This is a genomic window from Streptomyces sp. NPDC007856, assembly GCF_042868225.1.
Taxonomy (GTDB): domain Bacteria; phylum Actinomycetota; class Actinomycetes; order Streptomycetales; family Streptomycetaceae; genus Streptomyces.
The window spans coordinates 42340-60447 of record NZ_JBIAEC010000012.1; the positions used below are offsets into that span (position 1 = coordinate 42340).

Genomic DNA, 18108 nt, shown 5'->3' on the forward strand with positions numbered 1-18108 from the left:
GGGAGGCACCGATGTCCCTGCTCGCAGGCAAGACAGTGGTCGTATCGGGAGTGGGCGCCGGGCTCGGTCACCAGGTCGCCGCGGCCGTCGTACGGGACGGCGGGAACGCGGTGCTCGGGGCGCGGACCGAGGCGAACCTCGCCAAGAGCGCGGCGGAGATCGATCCGGGTGGCGGGCGCACGGCGTACCGGGCGACCGACATCACCGACGAGGGGCAGTGCGCGGCGCTGGCGGCGCTGGCGCGGGAGCGGTTCGGCGGCATCGACGCGGTGGTCCATGTCGCGGCCTGGGACTCCCTTTTCGGCGGGCTGGAGGACGCGGACTTCGCGACCTGGCAGTCGGTCGTCGACGTGAACCTGCTGGGCACGCTCCGGATGACGCGGGCCTGTCTGCCGGCACTGAAGGCGGGCGGGGGCGGCTGCGTGGTCTTCATCGGGACGCAGTCGGCGGTCGCCGCGCCCTCACAGGTGAAGCAGGCGGCCTACGCCGCGTCCAAGGGGGCGCTGACCAGTGCGATGTACTCCCTGGCGCGGGAGCTCGGGCCGTATCGGATCCGGGTCAACACCGTCCTGCCGGGCTGGATGTGGGGGCCGCCAGTGCAGGCCTACGTCCGGTTCACCGCACAGACGGAAGGGGTGCCGGAGGCGGAGGTGCTGGGGCGGCTGACGGAGCGGATGGCACTGCCGGAGCTCGCGACGGACGGGGACGTGGCGGATGCCGCCGTGTTCCTGTCCTCGGACCGGGCGCGGGCCATCACCGGGCAGTCGCTGCTGGTCAACGCGGGAGAGCTGATGCGTTGAGGGAACTCGCGCCGCAGGTCGATGTGTTCATGTAGATGAACGTGAATCATCAAGTCGAACATTTTTACGTTGACTTGACCTTACTCTTGCTTGTCGCGTTCATGTGACCGCACCCACGATCGAGCACATGAACAGTCTCGACTGGGCCGTACTCATCGGCTACTTCGGTGTGATGGTCGCGATCGGCGTCTGGTCGCACAAGCGCGTGGACAACGTTTCCGACTTCTTCACGGCCGGCGGCAAGATGCCCTGGTGGCTGTCCGGCATCTCGCACCACATGTCGGGCTACAGCGCGGTCATGTTCACCGGGTACGCGGGCATCGCCTACACCTACGGCGTCACCTCCTTCGTCACCTGGTCCTTCCCCATCGCGCTCGGCATCGCCATCGGGTCGAAGCTGTTCGCGCCCCGTATCAACCGACTGCGCTCCCGGCTCCATGTGGCCTCCCCGCTGGAGTACCTGAAGAACCGTTACAACCTGTCCACCCAGCAGGCGCTCGCCTGGTCCGGCATGCTGCTGAAGATCGTGGACGTGGGCGCCAAGTGGGCGGCGATCGCCACCCTGTTGTCGGTGTTCACCGGGGTCACCCTGAACCAGGGCATCCTCATCACCGGTGCGATCACGGCCGTGTACTGCACGATCGGCGGCCTGTGGGCGGACGCCCTGACCGAACTCGGCCAGTTCGTCATCCAGTTGCTCGCCGGCGTCTCGATGTTCATCGCCGTCGTACTGAAGCTGAACGACAAGCACATCGGCTTCTTCGACGCCTGGAACCAGCCCGCGCTGCACGGCCACGGCAAGCCCCTGGTCGGGCCGTACGGCACGGTGTTCCTCCTCGCCTTCCTGTTCATCAAGCTCTTCGAGTACAACGGCGGCATGCTCAACCAGGCGCAGCGGTACATGGCGACGGGCAGCGCCTACGCGGCCGAGCGGTCGGCCCGGCTGTCGTCCGCGCTGTGGCTGGTCTGGCCGGTGGTGCTGTTCTTCCCGATGTGGATGTCCCCGCTGCTGGTCCACGCGCAGAAGCCGGACGGCTCCGACTCCTACGGCCTGATGACCGAACAGCTGCTGCCGCACGGCCTGCTGGGACTGGTCGTCGTCGGCTTCTTCTCCCACACGATGGCCATGTGCTCCTCCGACGCGAACGCGATCGCGGCGGTGTTCACCCGTGACGTGGCGCCGGTGCTGTCCGCTCGGGCGCGGGCGTGGGGCCAGCGGTCGGGGCTGATCGCCGCCCGCGTCACGACGGTCGTCTTCCTGGCCCTGTCCATGGCGGTGGCGACGCAGGTCAACTCGCCCACGCTCAAGGACATCATCACGGTGGTCATCAAGTGGGTGGCCGGCCTGATGGGCCCCATCGCGATCCCGATGATGCTGGGCCTGCTCCGTCCGTTCCGCCGCTCCGGCCCGACGGCGGCGCTGACCAGCTGGGCGGCGGGTCTGCTGGCGTTCTGGCTGGTGAACTACCCCGTCAACTGGAACGTCTCCGGCGGGGTGCCGCTCCAGTACCAGGTCTCGGTGCCGCTGGCGGTGTCCCTCGTCCTCTACATCGTCATCGGCTATGTGAAGCCGGAGGACACTCCCGAGCGCCTGGCGATCATCGAGAAGGTGAATTCGGACGGGGATGCAGTGGCGGCCGTGCCGGTCCCTGCGGGGGCGGGGGACGACGTGGTGGGAGCGCCGTAGGGGTTGCTGCCGGGATTCGGGTGCGGCTCCGTCGTGGTCACTCGCGCAGTTCCCCGCGCCCCTGGGGAGTCGCAGCGAACCTCGGCTTCGTGGCTCACGCCCGCGGATACCGGGCCAGCCACCCCGGCGACGAGCCGGCGGGCCCGTGCAGGGCCGGACCCTGGGTCATCTCCATCGCGAAGTCGTCGGCGAGTTCCAGCACCGTCGGCCGGCCCTCCAGCTCCGCCACCCAGGCAGGGGGGAGGGCCGTTTCGCCGTGGAGGGCGCCGAGGAGGCCGCCGGTGAGGGCGCCGGCCGCCGCCGACGGGCCGCTCTGGTTCACCGCCAGGCACAGCCCGTGCCGCATGTCCTCCCCCACCAGCGCGCAGTACACCGCCGCCGCCAGCAGCCCGTCCGCCGTACCGTCGCCCGCCAGTTCCTCCACCCGCGTCGGGCTCGGGATCCCCTGCCGTACCGCCCCGAGGGCGTGCTGCAGGGCGTCCGAGACGGGCTGGTGACCGGGCCGGGCGGCGAGCAGGGCGAGGGTCCGCTGCACGGCTCCGTCCAGGCTCTCGCCCCGGGCCAGCGCATGCACGATCACGGCGTACGCGCCCGCCGACAGGTAGGCGAGGGGGTGCCCGTGGCTCTGCGCGGCGCACTCCACCGCGAGCTGCGCGACGAGCTGCGGCTCCCAGCCGACCAGCAGTCCGAAGGGCGCGGACCGGGCCACCGCCTCCGGTCCCAGCTCGCCGGGGTTCTTCGGTGCCTCCAGCGTGCCCATGACGTCGTCGCCGAACCCGACGAGCAGCGCCCGGCTCGGATCCCGGCGGGCGTACAGCCACTCCTCACGGGCCAGCCAGCCGTCGTCCTTGCGGCGCTCGTCGGGCCCCCAGTCCCGCTGGGTGGCGGCCCAGCGCCGATACGCCCGGTGCAGATCGGTCGGCGGATGCCAGGCGCCGGTGTCCCGGCGGACCTGGGCCCTTATCAGCCCGTCCACGCTGAACAGGGTGAGCTGGGTGTGATGGGTGACCGTGCCGCGCCGCCCGTGTCCGAAGGCCAGGTCGAGCAGGCCCTCGGGGCCGTACGCGGCCCGGATCTCCTCCAGGGACAGCGGGTCGGCGGGCCCGCCGAGCGCGTCGCCCACGGCGACCCCGAGCAGGGTGCCGCGCACCCTGCTGCGGAAGTCCTGCTGCTCGGATCGGCCCCAGACGGCGCCGGATGTCGCACTCACTCAGACCTCCTCACGGCACCGTCCGTCCGTACGACGCTCAGCACTGTAATCGACGGAGAACGGTCCGTTCACAGGGGCAAATCACCCCCCAGGGGTCATTCCCGCGTCATTCCCGCCCGGCCATGAGCGCTTCGACTCCGTCGAGGATCCGGTCGAGCCCGAAGTCGAGCGGGTCGGTGCCGGTCGGTTCGAAGGCGCCGTCGGCGATGGCCCGGGTCAGGGCCGGGAACCGGTCCGCGTGGCGTTCGAGCACCTGGCCGGTGAGGCGGTTCCATTCCCGGTCCCCGTCCGCGTCGAAGTCGGCCGTCTGCTGGGCGAGGCTGCGCACCAGACCGACGACCAGGACGAAGACCTGTTGCCGCTGGACCGCCGACAGGCCGGTCGGCTCCAGCACCGCGTGCGCCGCGTCCAGCCAGCCGAGCTGGTGCGGGCCCATGACCTGGCGGCGCATCGCGACGGCGGCGAGCGCCCAGGGATGGGCCCGGTAGAGGTCCAGGCACCGGCGGGCCCACAGCCGTGTCCCGGCCCGCCAGTCGCCCTCGGCGGCGGAGAGGTCGGGGACCTCGGCGAGCATCGACTCGATCATCAGCTCGACCAGCTCCGCCTTGCCGGGCACATAGCGGTAGAGCGCCATCGCCGAGACGCCGAACTCGGCGGCGACCTTGCTCATCGAGACCGCGTCCAGCCCCTGGGCATCGGCCAGTTCGACGGCCGCCGCGGCGATGCGCTGCGGGGACAGCGTCGGCTTGGGGCCGCGCGTGGGCTGCCCCTGTTCTCCCCACAGCAGCGCGAGGACCGCCCGCGGATCGCGGTCCTGTTCCTGCCGGCTCTTCCGCCCGCCCATGGTGTCCCTCCCGATCGCCGCGCCGCGAAGCCCGTTGACTCCGCCAGACAACTGTATATATCGTAAACACATCGAACAGCTGACGGCATAAACAGTTTAGGGGGAACACCATGCTGCTCACCTACCGGGCCCTCAAGCGCCGCGCCCTCGCCAGGAAGCTCACGATCACCACCCCGAACGGCGTCGACGAGTCGTCGTACGTCCGCATCGGCGGCATCGACCAGTGGATCTCCGTCCGCGGCGAGGACCGGGCCAACCCCGTGATCCTGGAGATCCACGGCGGCCCCGGCGCCTCCAACCTGATCTTCACCCCGCGCACCCGCGCCTGGGAGCGGCACTTCACGATCGTCCGCTGGGACATGCGGGGCGCCGGCAAGACCTTCGCGGCGGGCGGCCCGGAAGGCCAGGGCGAGCTGACCCTCGACCGCCTCTACGAGGACGCCCTCGAGGTCACCGACCACATCCGCACCCGCCTGAACGTGGACAAGGTGATCCTCCTCGCCAACAGCTTCGGCACGGTCATCGGCCTGCGCCTGGCCCGTGACCACCCCGAGCGGTACTCGGCGTACGTCGGCACCGACCAGAACATCGTCGGCGGGGACCGGGACACCTCCGCCTACGAGGCGCTGCTGGCCCGCCTGGAGACGGCGGGCCGGAAGAAGCAACTGGCGAGGATGACCGCCATCGGCCCCGACCGGTCGGCCTGGTCGGCCCACGAATGGGCGGAGTACGCGAAGACGGTGGTGACGACCGACCCCCTCACCTACGACACCATGAAGACGGTCGTCATCCGCTCCCTCTGGTTCTCCCCCCTGCACACCCTCCGCGACCTGCGCACCTACCTGAAGGCCCAGACCTTCTCCGAGACGCTCGGCCCCCAGGCGATGACGATCGACGAGTACGCCGAGGGCACCGCCTTCCGCCTCCCCTTCTTCGTCTTCCAGGGCGAGAGCGACGTCCTCACCCCGCCCGAACCGGCCCGCCGCTTCCACGAGTCGGTCACAGCCCCGGTGAAGGACTTCGCCCTGATCGCCGAGGCAAGCCACTTCGCGTCCTTCCGCCGCCCCGACCACTTCCTGGACCTGCTGTTGACCAAGGTGCGGCCGGTGGTGGCGGGGGACGCGGCGGTGTACTGAGGACGGGGCGTCGGGGCCGGGTCAGTTGACCGAGGACGGGTGGTGGCGCGGGGGTGGGGGCTCCGGCGCGGAGAGGCGGGCGGCGTGGGACTCGTCCGCCTCGGCCAGGGCCTCCGCGCCGAGTCGCCGGTGCACCTCCGCCCGGCGGTGCAGCGCCCAGACGTAGACCGGGTTGAGCGCCAGGGCGCGGTCGAGGTCGGCGAGGGCCTCCTGGAGGCGGCCGAGGTTGGCGTAAGAGGCACCCCGGCTCGCGTACGCCGAGGCGTAGTCGGGGTCCAGGGCGAGCGCGCGGTCGTAGTCGGCGAGCGCCTCCTCGTCCCGGCCGGCCACCCGGAGCGCGTCGCCGCGTTCGCAGCGGCCCCAGGCCCAGTCCGGCTGGAGGGCGAGGGCCCGGTCCAGGTCGGCGAGCTGCCGGGTGCGGTCCCGGCGGGCGCGCCAGAGACGGGCCCGGCGGGCGAGCGCCCACGCGTAGTCGGCGTTGAGATCGAGCGCCCGGTTCAGATCGGCGTGCGCCTCGTCCAGCTCGCCGAGGGCCAGGCGGGCGGCGCCCCGGGAGGCCCAGGCGAAGGCCTGGCCGGGGTCGAGCCGGATCCCCTGGTCGAGGTCGGCCACCGCCTCCTCGTACCGGCCCAGGATCCGCAGGTGCTCCCCGCGCAGGAACATGTTGTACGGGTTGTCCGGCTCCAGCTCCAGCACCCGGCGCAGGTCCTCCAGGGCCCCCCGGTAGTCGCCGAGCGAGCTGCGCGCCAGGACCTTGCCCCGCAGGGCCCGCACCAGCGAGGGGTCGACGGCGAGGGCCCGGTCGTACGCGTCCAGCGCGGCCTGCTGGTCGCCGCCGCGCGCCAGGGCGTCGCCCCGGACCGCGTACGCCGTCGCCCGCCAGGGCTCCTCGCCCCGCGCCCGGTCCAGCAGCACACCCGCCACCCCGGTCTCCGCGTCCGCCGCGAACGCCTCCGCCAGCGCGTCTCCCCAGCCCGCCAGGCTCCGCGCGCCCGTGGCACCCGTGTCCTCGCCCGCCTCGACGAGCAGCCGCACCCAGCGCCACAGAACGTCGTCCCCGTGGTCGCAGGCGGTGACGACGTCCGCCAGCACGGCGGGCAGTGCGGCGCGGGGATCCGCGCAGAGCGAGTGGTAGGACTCGGCCAGGCGCAGCTCCCGCCAGTCCTCCTCCCTCCAGAACTCCCCCGGTTCCAGGGCGGCTTCGGTCTCCGTGCGCCATCCCGCGAACGTCCGCGCGAGCCGCCGGTGCCGCTCGGCCCAGCTCCGCGGCGACTGCCGGCGCTGCAGCCGCAGCATCGGCGCCCGCACGAGATCGTGGTACCGCATCCGGTCCCCGCGCCCGCTCACGAACGGCATGCTCTGCAGCCACGCGTACAGCCCGTCGAACTCCTCCTCCGGGCACTCGACCACGGCCCGGAACACATCCGCGTCCAGCGTCCGGGGCAGCGCGCAGGCCAGCGCGGTGGCCCGGTGCACGGGGTCCTGCTCCCACTTCAGGAACCGCTCCACGGCCGTTCCGCTGGGGTCGCCCACGTCCTGCGGGTCGGCGGGGCGGGTCTCGGCCAGGGTGGAGACGAGCACCGGCAGGCCCCCGGTCAGCCGCAGCACCTCGGCGACGACCGGTTCATCCCGGACGCCCTTGTCCGCGAGGAGTCCGCGCGCCTCCGTCTCCGTGAACGGGCCGAGCGGCACGTCCGCCACGAAGTCCGCGAATCCGGCCCAGCGGGCGGGGGCGAGCGGCAGCTGGCCCGCGGTCACCAGGACGACGTTGGCCGGCAGGGTGCCGTACCGGTCCGTCGTCATGATCTCGTGCAGCCAGCCGTCCAGGAACGCCCCCGTGCGCTCGTAGGTGCCGAAGAGCAGGACGATCCACGGTGCGGCGGAGGCGGAGGCGGCCAGCTCGCCCAGCAGCGCCGGGGTCAGGACCCGCTCCGGAGACAGCACCAGGCGCACGTCCTCCTGGTTGCGCAGCCGAGCGCTGAGTCCGGCCCGCAACCGGTCGGCGCTCTGGGCGAGTTGGGCCGCGTCCAGCGCGCCGGCGAACGGTCCGACGCCCGGCACCATGCCGAGCCCGACGAGCCCGGCCCGCGCCACCGCCAGCGCACCCGCCGACGGGTGCGGCGCCGACTCCGGGTCGAGGGCGAGCGCGGCGGCCTCCGCCTCGTGCCGCCGTTCCCGGTAGGCGGCCAGCAGCCGCTCCAGCTCCTTGCACCGATGGCCCTGCCGGCCGAGCTGGTCGCAGATCGCCGCCATCGCCTCCGGCACGCTCCCGACGCTCTCGTCCACGTATGCCGTCAGTGCCCCGCGCTCGCGCGCGATCTGCTCCAACTCCCGCACCAGGAAGGTCTTCCCGACGCCCGCGTTGCCATGGATGTGAAAGAGGAAGCGGTGGCGTTCGTCCTCGGGGGGTACGTCCAAGTTGGCGCGGAAGGCCGCCCGTTCATCGCTCCGTCCGACGAACCCCGCCCGTCTGCGCCGCCCGATCAGCTCCTGCATCGACGGCCGTGCCTGCGCCATCCGTCCGCCCCTCCCGCAGCCCGCACTCCCATTCTGGCGCAATGACCACGCGATAAGCGGGCGTTGGGCGGGGGAGAATCCAGCCATGACCACCAACCCCCCACGTCACACCGGCCTCGGCCTCGCCGCCGGCGTGCTCACCGGCATCCTCGCCCTCTACATAGCCCTGGTCGCCCTCGGGAACATCACCGACTTCGGGACGAACCAGCAGTTCGTCCGGCATGTGCTGGCGATGGACACGACCTTCCACGACAAGAACCTGATGTGGCGGGCGATCACCGGCACCGGCCTTCAGGACACCGCGTACGTCCTCATCATCGCGTGGGAGACGGTGGCGGCCCTGGTGCTGATCTGGGGCACGTACCTCTGGGCGCGACGCAAGGACGACGACCTCGCGCGGCGCTGGTCCACCTACGGGCTGCTGATGCTGCTGCTGCTCTTCGGCGCCGGGTTCATCGCGATCGGGGGTGAGTGGTTCTCGATGTGGCAGTCCAAGACCTGGAACGGGCTGGAGGCCGCGACCCGTGTCTTCCTGCTCGCCGGGGTCGCCCTGATCGTCAACCAGCTGCCGGCCCGCCGGGTGGACGCTAGTTGACGACCGCCACCCTGGTGCCCTGATCGCCGAAGGACCACAGGGCGGCGCCGTCCTCCTTGTGCATCCGGATGCCACCCAGCTTCTTGCCGTCCGCCGGGGGCGGCGAGGAGCCGTCCAGGGCGTTGGAGAAGGCTATGTTCACGCCCTGCACCTTGGTGAAGTACATGATGTGCTCGATCTGCACGCCGTCCGAGCCCCTGAGGGACTGGGTACGCAGGGTGATCGAGTAACGGCCGGGCTGCGGGCTCACCGTGCCCGGCCACACCGTGAACGTCCGGGACGCCTTGCCCGTCGCGTCGACCAGCCACACCCGCTTCTCGCCGAGCGAGTACACGATCCGGCGGCCCTCGCCCGACGCCTCCGGCAGCGCGGGCGGGGCCGTGGAGTGCGGCGCGGCGGAGCCGTGGGCGCTCGCCGTCGCCGACGGGCGCGGCCCGGCCACGGCGGCCGCGGGGCGCGGCCCGTGGTCCGCCTGTACGGCGAGGGCGACGACGGCCGCGGTCGCGCCTGCCGTCAGGCCGGTGACCCAGGCCCAGGAGGGCAGTCGGGCAGCCACGGGTACGCATCTCCTCCGCTACGGGGCCCCGCCTCAGGTCGGGGGTCGGATCATCGTACTCAGTCCAGGACCGGCAGCAGCTCGGGCAGGTGGCCGTCGGAGGCCTCCGCCGCCCGCTGCCGTTCCTCCGGCACCTCGCCGTAGAGCGTGGTGCGCGGCTTCGCCGGCCGGCCGGCCGCCTCGGCCACGGCGACCAGGTCGCGGACCGACTTGTACGAGCCGTACGACGAGCCCGCCATGCGGGAGATCGTCTCCTCCATGAGGGTGCCGCCCAGGTCGTTGGCTCCCGAACGGAGCATCTCCGCCGCGCCCTCCGTGCCCAGTTTCACCCAGCTTGTCTGGATGTTCGGGATCCAGGGGTGGAGGAGGAGCCGGGCCATCGCCGTCACCGCGCGGTTGTCCCGCGTGGAAGGGCCGGGGCGCGCGATGCCCGCCAGGTACACCGGCGCGTTGGTGTGGATGAAGGGGAGGGTGACGAACTCCGTGAAACCGCCCGTCTCCCGCTGGACGGCGGCCAGCGTGCGCAGGTGGCCCAGCCAGTGGCGGGGCTGGTCGACATGGCCGTACATCATGGTGGAGGAGGAGCGGATGCCCAGCTCGTGGGCCGTCCTCACCACCTCGATCCAGGTGGCCGTCGGCAGCTTGCCCTTGGTCAGCACCCAGCGGACCTCGTCGTCCAGGATCTCGGCCGCCGTGCCGGGGATGGTGTCCAGCCCGGCCTCCTTGGCGGCGGACAGCCACTCCCGGATCGACATGCCCGTCCTGGTCGCGCCGTTCACCACCTCCATCGGGGAGAAGGCGTGGACGTGCATACCGGGGACGCGCTCCTTGACCGCCTTCGCGATGTCGAAGTACGCCGTCCCCGGCAGGTCGGGATGGATGCCGCCCTGCATGCACACCTCGACCGCGCCCACGTCCCAGGCCTGCTGGGCGCGGTCGGCGACCTGCTCCAGCGACAGGGTGTACGCGTCGGCGTCCGTGCGGCGCTGGGCGAAGGCGCAGAAGCGGCAGCCGGTGTAGCAGACGTTGGTGAAGTTGATGTTGCGGGTGACGATGTATGTCACGTCGTCCCCGACGGCCGACCTGCGCACGTCGTCGGCCACCTTGCACAGGGCGTCCAGCGCCGGGCCGTCCGCGTGCAGCAGGGCCAGGGCCTCGGCGTCGGTGAGCTTCGTCGGGTCGTCGGCCGCCGTCGCCAGCGCCTGGCGCACGTCGGTGTCGATGCGCTCCGGCGCCATGCCGGGGGCCGCCGCCTCGCGCAGCGCCTCCCAGTCGCCGTACACCTCGTCGAAGTCGTCGCGCCGATCGGCCGTGCGGCCCGCGGTGTCGATCGTGCGGTGCAGGTCCGTACGGCCGGACGGTACGAAGGCCTCCTCCGGCTCCTGCCACGGGTGGCCCTCGACGGTCGCGTCCGGGAGGGCCAGGCCCGTCTCCGGGTCGGCCAGCGCGCTCACGTGCGGGCGCAGCCGCGGGTCCAGCCAGGGCTCGCCGCGGCGCACGAACTCGGGGTAGACGCAGAGGCGTTCGCGCAGCTCGAAGCCCGCGGCCCGGGAGCGTGCGGTGAGTTCCTCGATCTGCGGCCAGGGGCGTTCCGGGTTGACGTGGTCGATGGTCAGGGGCGACACCCCGCCCCAGTCGTCGATGCCGGCGCCGATCAGCCGCTCGTACTCGGAGTCGACGAGGTTCGGCGGGGCCTGGAGGCAGCCGGAGGGGCCCATGATGTGGCGGGCGACGGCCACCGTGGCGACCAGGTCGTCGAGTTCGGCGTCCGGCATGCCGCGCATCGCCGTGTCCGGCTTGGCGCGGAAGTTCTGGATGATCAGTTCCTGGATGCCGTGGTAGGCCCGGGAGACCTTGCGGAGGGCGAAGAGGGACTCGGCCCGCTCCTCGTACGTCTCCCCGATGCCGATCAGCAGGCCCGAGGTGAAGGGCACGGAGGAACGGCCCGCGTCCTCCAACACCCGCAGCCGTACGGCCGGTTCCTTGTCCGGGGAGCCGTGGTGCGGGCCGCCGGGCTCGGACCACAGCCGGGTCGCGGTCGTCTCCAGCATCATGCCCATGGAGGGGGCGACCGGCTTGAGTCGCTGGAAGTCCGTCCAGCTCAGCACTCCCGGGTTGAGGTGGGGCAGCAGACCCGTCTCCTCCAGGATCCGGATGGAGATGGCGCGGACGTAGGCGATGGTGTCGTCGTAGCCGTGCGCGTCGAGCCACTCGCGCGCCTCGGGCCAGCGGTCCTCGGGCTTGTCGCCGAGGGTGATCAGGGCTTCCTTGCAGCCGAGGGCCGCGCCCTTGCGGGCGATGTCCAGCACCTCGTCCGGGGACATGAACATTCCGTGGCCGGACCGGCGCAGCTTGCCGGGGACGGTGACGAAGGTGCAGTAGTGGCACTTGTCCCGGCACAGCCGGGTGAGGGGGATGAAGACGCTCTTCGAGTACGTGATGACACCGGGACGGCCCGCCTGTTCGAGACCCGCGTCGCGCACCCGGGCGGCGGACGCGGCGAGGTCGGTCAGGGCCTCACCGCGGGCCTGGAGCAGCACCGCCGCCTCGGCGACGTCGAGGGCGACGCCGTCCCGGGCGCGTTTGAGGGCGCGACGCATGGAGTTCTCGGTCGGTCCGGTTCCGGGGGCCGCGGAAGTCGTCATCCCTTGAGCATACGTTCGGGCTCCGCCGGTTCAGCGGGTTGGGCTTTGGGGGGTACGGTGCGTTTGTCGGTGCGGGATCGTCGTGGTCACTCGCGCAGTTCCCCGCGCCCCTGAGTGGGCTGCCGCCTCCCTGTCCTTACAGGTACTCGGCGTATTCGTCCAACACCCGAAGCACTTCGCCCTCCCCCGCCGGCGGCAACTGCAGTACGACCTCCTCGATGCCCAGGTCCGCGTAGTGGGCCAGCTTGCCTGGGGTGGGCTGGACCGCGTACGGGACGATCTGGAGGGCGGCCGGGTCGCGGCCCGCGTCGGCCCACAGCGTGCGCAGCACCGGCAGGGACTCGGTGAGGCCCCGGCCGCCGATCGGCAGCCAGCCGTCGGCGTACTCGGCGATGTGCGCGAACAGTTTCGGCCCGGCCGTGCCGCCGACGAGCGTGCGCGGGCCGGTGACCGGGCCGCGCGGCTTCCGCACCGGCTTGGGGTGGGCGTGGCTGGCCCGGACGCGGGCGAACTCGCCCTCGTAGGGCGTCGGTTCCTCGGTCCACAGCGCCTGCATCAGCCGCACCCGGTCGCGGACCAGTTCCCGGCGCGTGCGCCATTCCACCCCGTGGTCGGCGGCCTCCTCGACGTTCCAGCCGTAGCCGAGACCGAGGGTGAACCGGCCGCCGGACAGGTGGTCCAGGGTGGCGATCTGCTTGGCCAGCGCGATGGGGTCGTGCTGCGCGAGGAGGGTGATGCCGGTGCCGAGGCCGAGGCGCTCGGTGACGGCCGCGGCCTGGCCGAGGGCGACGAAGGGGTCGAGGGTGCGGCCGTATTCGCGCGGCAGGTCGCCGCCGGCCGGGTACGGAGTGGTCCGCTCGACCGGGATGTGGGTGTGTTCGGGGAGGTAGAGGCCGGCGTAACCGCGGTGTTCCAGTTCGCGGGCGAGCCGTACCGGCGCGATGGTCTCGTCGGTGAGGAAGATGGTGACGGCGATACGCATGGCCCATCTGTACCGGGCCGGGCCCCCACTGTCCATACCGACTGGTCGGCACTGTTCGCGCCGGCGGCCGTGAAGCAGCCCGCATGACACCCGACGGATGCCACTCGCCCTCCCGTCCACGGGCGTTAACGCGCGGACGGGAGAGTGGCCGCCATGGCTGAAGACACGCACGGTCAGGCTCATGGCATCGGCAGACGCGCGCTGTTCGTGACGGGCGCGGCCGCTGCCCTTACGGTGGGGAGCGTGAGCTTCGCAGCGGCGGACGGTCAGCAGCAGGAGACCCGGACGGTACACGGCACCGTGCCGCCCGGCTCCCCCGACTTCGTGTACGTACCGGTCGAAGTACCCGCCGGCGTACGGGAGATCAAGGTCTCCTACACCTACGACAGGCCCTCGGTCCCGGCCGGCACCCAGGGCAACGCCCTCGACATCGGCCTCTTCGACGAGCGCGGCACCGAGCTGGGCGGCCGGGGCTTCCGGGGCTGGTCGGGCGGCGCCCGCACGGAGTTCTTCGTCCGCGCCGACGACGCGACGCCGGGCTACATCCCCGGACCGGTGCGGCAGGGCACCTGGTACGTGGCGCTGGGCCCCTACACGGTGGCGCCGCTGGGACTGTCGTACGAGCTGACGATCACGCTGACCTACGGCGAGCCGGGCGAGACCCCGCGGCCGGTGTATCCGCCCTCCCGGGCCAAGGGGCGGGGCCGGGCCTGGTACCGGGGCGACTGCCATCTGCACTCCTGGTACTCCGACGGCCGCCGCACCCCGGCCGAGATCGCGGCCCTCGCACGGGCGGCCGGCCTGGACTTCATCAACTCCTCGGACCACAACACCCACTCCGCGCACCCCCATTGGGCGGACCAGGCCGGCGACGACCTGCTGATCATGCTCGGCGAGGAGATCACCACCCGCAACGGCCATGTGGTGGCGCTCGGCACCGAGCCCGGTACGTTCGTGGACTGGCGCTACCGGGCCCGGGACAACCGCTGGGCCCGCTTCGCGCGGGACATCCGCCGCGCCGGCGGCCTGGTCGTCCCCGCCCACCCGCACGCCACCTGCGTCGGCTGCGGCTGGAAGTTCGGCTTCGGCGAGGCGGACGCGGTGGAGGTGTGGAACGGCCCCTACACCCCGGACGACGAGGTGACGCTGGCCGAGTGGGACAACCTGCTGGTCGCCTCCGTGCGGCAGGGGCGGCCCTGGCTCCCGGCCATGGGCAACAGCGACGCCCACCGCGACCCGGACACGGTCGGCAGTCCCCAGACGGTCGTCCTCGCCGACGACCTGACCCGGGAGGCCGTCCAGGAAGGCATCCGCGCGGGACGCTCGTACGTGGCCGAGTCGAAGAACGTGACCCTCGCGTTCACGGTGACGGGCGGGCGCGGAGAGCAGGCGGGCATCGGCGAGCGGCTGCCCGTGCCCGCCGACACCCCCGTGACCGTCCGGCTGGAGGTCTCCGGCGCCCCGCGCTGCTCGATCCGCTTCGTCACCGACCAGGGTGTGCTGTTCACCAGTGATCCGCTGCCGGTGTCCGGCTCGGGCACGGCCGAGTGGCGTACGACGCCCGCCTACGCCGCGTACGTGCGCGCCGAGCTGCGGCACGAGACGGCGGCGGGACCGGTGCCGGGCGCCCTGGCCGCCTTCACCAACCCGATCTTCCTCGGGGCGGTCGGCGGGGCGTGACCCACGCGGCCGGTCAGCCCCGTGCGGCCCTCGTCAGCTGCCGCAGTTCGATGACCGTCGCGACGGCACGCAGCCAGCGGGCGGCCGTGTCATCGGCGGCGACACCGGCCGCCAGCTCGGTGCCGGCGGCCAGCCAGTCGCGGATGACAGCCGTCGCCTCCGCGCGCGGCAGCGGCTCGGCGAGGTCGGCGGCGTAGGCGAGGCCGCCGGCCCGGACGGTGTCGGCGAGGAAGGCCACCGAGCGCGGCTGGGTGCCGAGGCGGTCGAGCAGCACGGCCGCGCCCGCGACGCCGTCGCCGAACAGGGCGGTGCGCCGGGGGCCGGGCGGTGCCGTGAGGCCGTAGCGGAGCAGAAGGGCGATGTCGAGCCGGGCCAGCTCGTCGTCGGTGCGGTCCGGGGGCTGCGGGGCGGGGTTCGATACGGGGTTCATGTTCCGGTGTCGGTGGTGTCGGCCGGCTCAGCGGACGGTGACGGTGTAGGTGACGCGCTTCGGCGCGGACTGCCGGTACGGTGCGGTCGACGCCGGGGCCGGGTTGCCGCCGCCGTCCTCGTCGCAGGTGGTGGCGAACGTGCAGTGGGTCAGCACGATCCGGGTGCTGCCCTTGCCGGTGGCCTCGAAGGTGAAGGTGAGGCCGCTGCCGGCGCCGGCCAGGTGCTTGGAGTCCGGGGTGCTGTGCTGCCCGCGCTCGCGGACCACGTCGGCGTCGGGCCTGGGGTCGGACAGGTACCAGTGCTCGCGGGTGGAGGCGTTCTGATGGACGGTGAGCGTGAAGCGCTCCCCGACCTTCGCGGTGATGCGCGGTTCGTCGGTGGGGTGCGCGACGGGGGCGGGTTCGCGGGTGCCCGACCCGCAGCCCGCGACGAGCGTGAGCAGCGCGGCCGCCGCGAGGGCACCGCCCGCCGCCCTGCCCCGACGCCAAAGGCTCCGCCTACTTGGCCGTCGGGAGGTACACGCTGTACGCGTCGTTGAGTCCACTGTCCGCTGCCTTGCTCATGTGTCCGTTGATGAAGTCGTTCTCGCTGACCCAGGTCGTCGTGCCCCAGGGGTTGTAGATCTGCAGTCTGTCGCCGTCCTGGGCGATGATGGTCATCGCGTGGGCGCCGTCCTTGCCCTTGACGTCGACGGGGACCGGGCGGCCGTCCGCGACCGCCTTCTCCACATCGCTCAGCACCGCCTTGCGGTCGGCGGCACCGTCCAGGTCGTGGCGCTGGTAGTCGTCGCCGGTGGCGGCACCGATGGTGGTGTCGGCGATGTGCTCCTGCCCGTCGGGGCCCATGCCCTCCCAGTGGTCACCGCCGTGGCCCTCCGTGTGCAGCCGGTGCTGCTCGGCCACCAGGCGCCGCTCGAAGGCCCCTGGGTCGTCCTCCTGTCCGCTGGGCCCGCCGGTGAGGCCGAGGGCGTAGAGGGGGTCGACCATGGCGCGGGCGGTGACGGTGGACGAGGCCACGCAGGTGCCCTCCGAGCCGTCGCCGCCCTGGATCCACCGCTGCCCGTCGAAGGTGACGTAGTCCTTGTTGTTGTTGGAGCCGTCGGAGGCCAGGCCCTCGTCGTCCATGCTGTCCACCTCGGTGACGACCGGCGTGAGATGCCTGCGCAGCCACTCGGGGTCGTGGCCCTGGATCTGGCCCTGGAACCGCTCGATCTCCGCCACGCTGTGCCCGGCGGCCAGGGCCTTCATCAGATAGGCCCGCTCCTGCGGACTGCCCGACCCGGCCAGCATCCGGTCCATGGCGGCCCGGTCGGCGGCGCTCAGCTGGTCCATGCGCCGGCCGGCGCGCTCCAGGTCGTGCGCGGTGAGGATCTCGTTCAGCACAGGGTCGCCGTCGACGGCGCTGGTCTCGGCCAGCATCAGCTTGTCGACGGCGGTCAGGTCGCTCGTGCCCAGCTTGCCGAGGCGCGCCTCGGAGACCCACTTGTTCAGGTCCCTGGCGACGGCGTGGGCGGCGTCGTCGGCGGCGATCGCGGCCTTGTGCATGTCGTCGGCGCCCAGGGAGGCGAGGGAACGGGCGTTCAGCCGGACGGCCTTGTCGGCGTCGGACTCGAAGAGGTCGTCGAACCAGCCGTCCTTGCCGCCGAGCATCTGGAGTGCCTCGTGCAGCGTCTCCCGCCCGCCGCTGTCCTGGCTCTGGGCGTCCTTGAGGGCGTCGGCGAACGTGAGCAGCGCTTCTCCGCCGCCGTAGAGGGCCCGGCCCACCGTCCCGGCGGCCCGCCCGGCGGCGGCCACCGCGTCCGAGGCGAGGACACTCGTGTTCCCGGCCCAGACGTCCGGCAGGCCCTTCTTGGCCACCCTGTCGATGCGCTTGTGGAGGTCCCCGAGGTCCTGCTTCTGGTACAGCTTGCCCAGGAACTCCAGCGTCGCCGTGTCACCGACCGGGGCGGAGACGGCGAGCGCGTCGTTGATGGCGTCGATCAGGTCGTTCTTGCTGTCGGCGGAGGCAATCGTCTTGCACAGCTCGCCCAGCCGCTTGCTGCGGTCGCCCGTGGACTCCGTCATCGCCCGCCCTCTCAGTAGCCGGCCAGCGCCGACGGGCGGCCGGCGTGGGCGGGCATGGTGCTGGTGAGGTTGCTCTCGCCGACGGCCACGTTGTGGGCGTTCGTACCGACGAGGCTGTCGCTGCCGTGGTACGCCCCCTTCGACAGCCGTACCTTGTCGGCGAGTTCGTGCAGCGCCGATTCCAGGGCCTTGGCCTCCGCCTCCCAGGCGGCGGCGTACGCGTTGAACGCCGCGGCGGCGTCCGGGCCGCCGAGCACGTCGTCCACGTAGCACATTCCCGGCTGGATCGCCTCGCGGATCTTGCCCGCGTCGTCGCCCGCGGCGTCCAGTTCCTTCGCCTGTCCGGACATCCCGGACCTGACCGTGTAGCCGTCCGAAGACGCGCCCATCAGGCTCCCCCGTTGCAATGATCACGACCGCGGGGGAGGCTAACACGCGACAGTCGGCGGAAAGTCCGGGGGTCACACGCCCCGCACCAAGCCGACACACCATCCCCGCCGCGACGCCGTGCCGTCAGACCAGGAGAGCGACCCGTATGTCAGCCCCCGCAGACCGCAAGCACCGCGTGGTGACCGCCTTCCAACGGCACATCGCCAACCCGCTCAACCGGCGGCTGCCGTTCCAGACCCTCCTGGAGACGACGGGCCGCAGCTCCGGACTGCCGCGGCAGACCCCGGTGGGCGGCCGCAAGGTCGGCGACTCCTTCTGGCTGGTCTCCGAGTTCGGCTACAAGTCCCAGTACGTCCGCAACATCCAGGCCGACCCGAGGGTCCGCGTCCGCCTCGCCGGCCGCTGGCACCACGGCACCGCCCACCTCCTCCCCGACGACGACCCGGTGGCCCGCCTGCGCGCCCTGCCCCGCTTCAACAGCGCGGCGGTAAGGGCGTTCGGCACGGACTTGCTGACGGTCCGGGTGGACCTGGAGGGGTGACGGCCCGGGGGGAGTCGGTGAGGGAACGGC

At 72.3% G+C, this 18108-nt stretch carries 16 protein-coding genes; 6 read left to right on the plus strand and 10 right to left on the minus strand.

From position 1 onward, the window contains the following. Nucleotides 1-11: 11 nt before the first annotated feature. Nucleotides 12-800 carry an SDR family oxidoreductase gene (locus ACFYOH_RS26855; RefSeq protein ID WP_388630295.1) on the plus strand — a complete coding sequence of 263 codons (789 nt, stop codon included), beginning with the start codon at nucleotides 12-14 and terminating at the stop codon, nucleotides 798-800. 127 nt (nucleotides 801-927) lie between these two features. Then, a complete protein-coding gene (locus ACFYOH_RS26860; RefSeq protein ID WP_388630298.1) occupies nucleotides 928-2487 on the plus strand; it encodes a sodium:solute symporter family protein in 1560 nt (519 codons plus the stop codon). 94 nt (nucleotides 2488-2581) lie between these two features. Here the strand turns inward: ACFYOH_RS26860 and ACFYOH_RS26865 are convergent, their stop codons facing one another. Together ACFYOH_RS26865 and ACFYOH_RS26870 are read right to left on the minus strand one after the other, a co-directional pair. Beyond that, nucleotides 2582-3697 (minus strand): ADP-ribosylglycohydrolase family protein, encoded by a 1116-nt coding sequence (locus tag ACFYOH_RS26865; protein ID WP_388630300.1) that lies wholly within the window; start codon nucleotides 3695-3697, stop codon nucleotides 2582-2584. Nucleotides 3698-3803: 106 nt separating this feature from the next. Next, a complete protein-coding gene (locus ACFYOH_RS26870; protein WP_388630303.1) occupies nucleotides 3804-4541 on the minus strand; it encodes a TetR/AcrR family transcriptional regulator in 738 nt (245 codons plus the stop codon). A gap of 110 nt (nucleotides 4542-4651) precedes the next feature. Between ACFYOH_RS26870 and ACFYOH_RS26875 the strand changes: the two genes are divergently transcribed. Then, nucleotides 4652-5677, plus strand: a complete 1026-nt coding sequence (locus ACFYOH_RS26875) for an alpha/beta fold hydrolase (RefSeq protein WP_388630306.1) — start codon at nucleotides 4652-4654, stop codon at nucleotides 5675-5677. A gap of 21 nt (nucleotides 5678-5698) precedes the next feature. On the opposite strand, the gene ACFYOH_RS26880 is transcribed toward ACFYOH_RS26875, so the two are convergent. Further along, nucleotides 5699-8194, minus strand: coding sequence for a tetratricopeptide repeat protein (locus ACFYOH_RS26880; protein ID WP_388630309.1), 2496 nt, complete (start codon nucleotides 8192-8194; stop codon nucleotides 5699-5701). Nucleotides 8195-8279: 85 nt separating this feature from the next. Between ACFYOH_RS26880 and ACFYOH_RS26885 the strand changes: the two genes are divergently transcribed. Further along, nucleotides 8280-8789, plus strand: a complete 510-nt coding sequence (locus ACFYOH_RS26885) for a DUF2165 domain-containing protein (RefSeq protein WP_388630312.1) — start codon at nucleotides 8280-8282, stop codon at nucleotides 8787-8789. On the opposite strand, the gene ACFYOH_RS26890 is transcribed toward ACFYOH_RS26885, so the two are convergent. From ACFYOH_RS26890 to ACFYOH_RS26900, 3 genes are all read right to left on the minus strand, one after another. Further along, entirely contained in the window at nucleotides 8782-9345 is a 564-nt protein-coding gene (locus tag ACFYOH_RS26890; protein ID WP_388630315.1) for a hypothetical protein, read from the minus strand. The genes ACFYOH_RS26885 and ACFYOH_RS26890 overlap by 8 nt on opposite strands. A 59-nt stretch (nucleotides 9346-9404) precedes the next feature. After that, the gene (locus ACFYOH_RS26895) at nucleotides 9405-11990 is read right to left on the minus strand and encodes a bifunctional FO biosynthesis protein CofGH (protein WP_388630318.1); all 2586 of its coding nucleotides are present in this window, start codon (nucleotides 11988-11990) and stop codon (nucleotides 9405-9407) included. A 136-nt stretch (nucleotides 11991-12126) separates the two neighbouring features. Then, entirely contained in the window at nucleotides 12127-12972 is an 846-nt protein-coding gene (locus ACFYOH_RS26900) for an LLM class F420-dependent oxidoreductase (RefSeq protein WP_388630321.1), read from the minus strand. A 153-nt stretch (nucleotides 12973-13125) separates the two neighbouring features. Here ACFYOH_RS26900 and ACFYOH_RS26905 point away from each other — a divergent pair, with 153 nt between their 5' ends. Further along, the gene (locus tag ACFYOH_RS26905; protein ID WP_388630324.1) at nucleotides 13126-14652 is read left to right on the plus strand and encodes a CehA/McbA family metallohydrolase; all 1527 of its coding nucleotides are present in this window, start codon (nucleotides 13126-13128) and stop codon (nucleotides 14650-14652) included. A 13-nt stretch (nucleotides 14653-14665) separates the two neighbouring features. Here the strand turns inward: ACFYOH_RS26905 and ACFYOH_RS26910 are convergent, their stop codons facing one another. From ACFYOH_RS26910 to ACFYOH_RS26925, 4 genes are read right to left on the minus strand one after another with little or no spacing between them, the layout of a single operon-like run. Further along, nucleotides 14666-15082 (minus strand): hypothetical protein, encoded by a 417-nt coding sequence (locus ACFYOH_RS26910; protein ID WP_388630327.1) that lies wholly within the window; start codon nucleotides 15080-15082, stop codon nucleotides 14666-14668. A gap of 27 nt (nucleotides 15083-15109) precedes the next feature. Beyond that, entirely contained in the window at nucleotides 15110-15628 is a 519-nt protein-coding gene (locus ACFYOH_RS26915; protein ID WP_388630330.1) for a protease inhibitor I42 family protein, read from the minus strand. Next, a complete protein-coding gene (locus tag ACFYOH_RS26920; RefSeq protein ID WP_388630332.1) occupies nucleotides 15582-17147 on the minus strand; it encodes a peptidoglycan-binding protein in 1566 nt (521 codons plus the stop codon). Before ACFYOH_RS26920 ends, ACFYOH_RS26915 begins: the two co-directional genes overlap by 47 nt. Nucleotides 17148-17158: 11 nt before the next feature. Next, the gene (locus ACFYOH_RS26925; RefSeq protein ID WP_388630335.1) at nucleotides 17159-17536 is read right to left on the minus strand and encodes a hypothetical protein; all 378 of its coding nucleotides are present in this window, start codon (nucleotides 17534-17536) and stop codon (nucleotides 17159-17161) included. A 146-nt stretch (nucleotides 17537-17682) separates the two neighbouring features. Here ACFYOH_RS26925 and ACFYOH_RS26930 point away from each other — a divergent pair, with 146 nt between their 5' ends. Further along, a complete protein-coding gene (locus tag ACFYOH_RS26930) occupies nucleotides 17683-18078 on the plus strand; it encodes a nitroreductase/quinone reductase family protein (protein WP_388630338.1) in 396 nt (131 codons plus the stop codon). Nucleotides 18079-18108 lie beyond the last annotated feature (30 nt).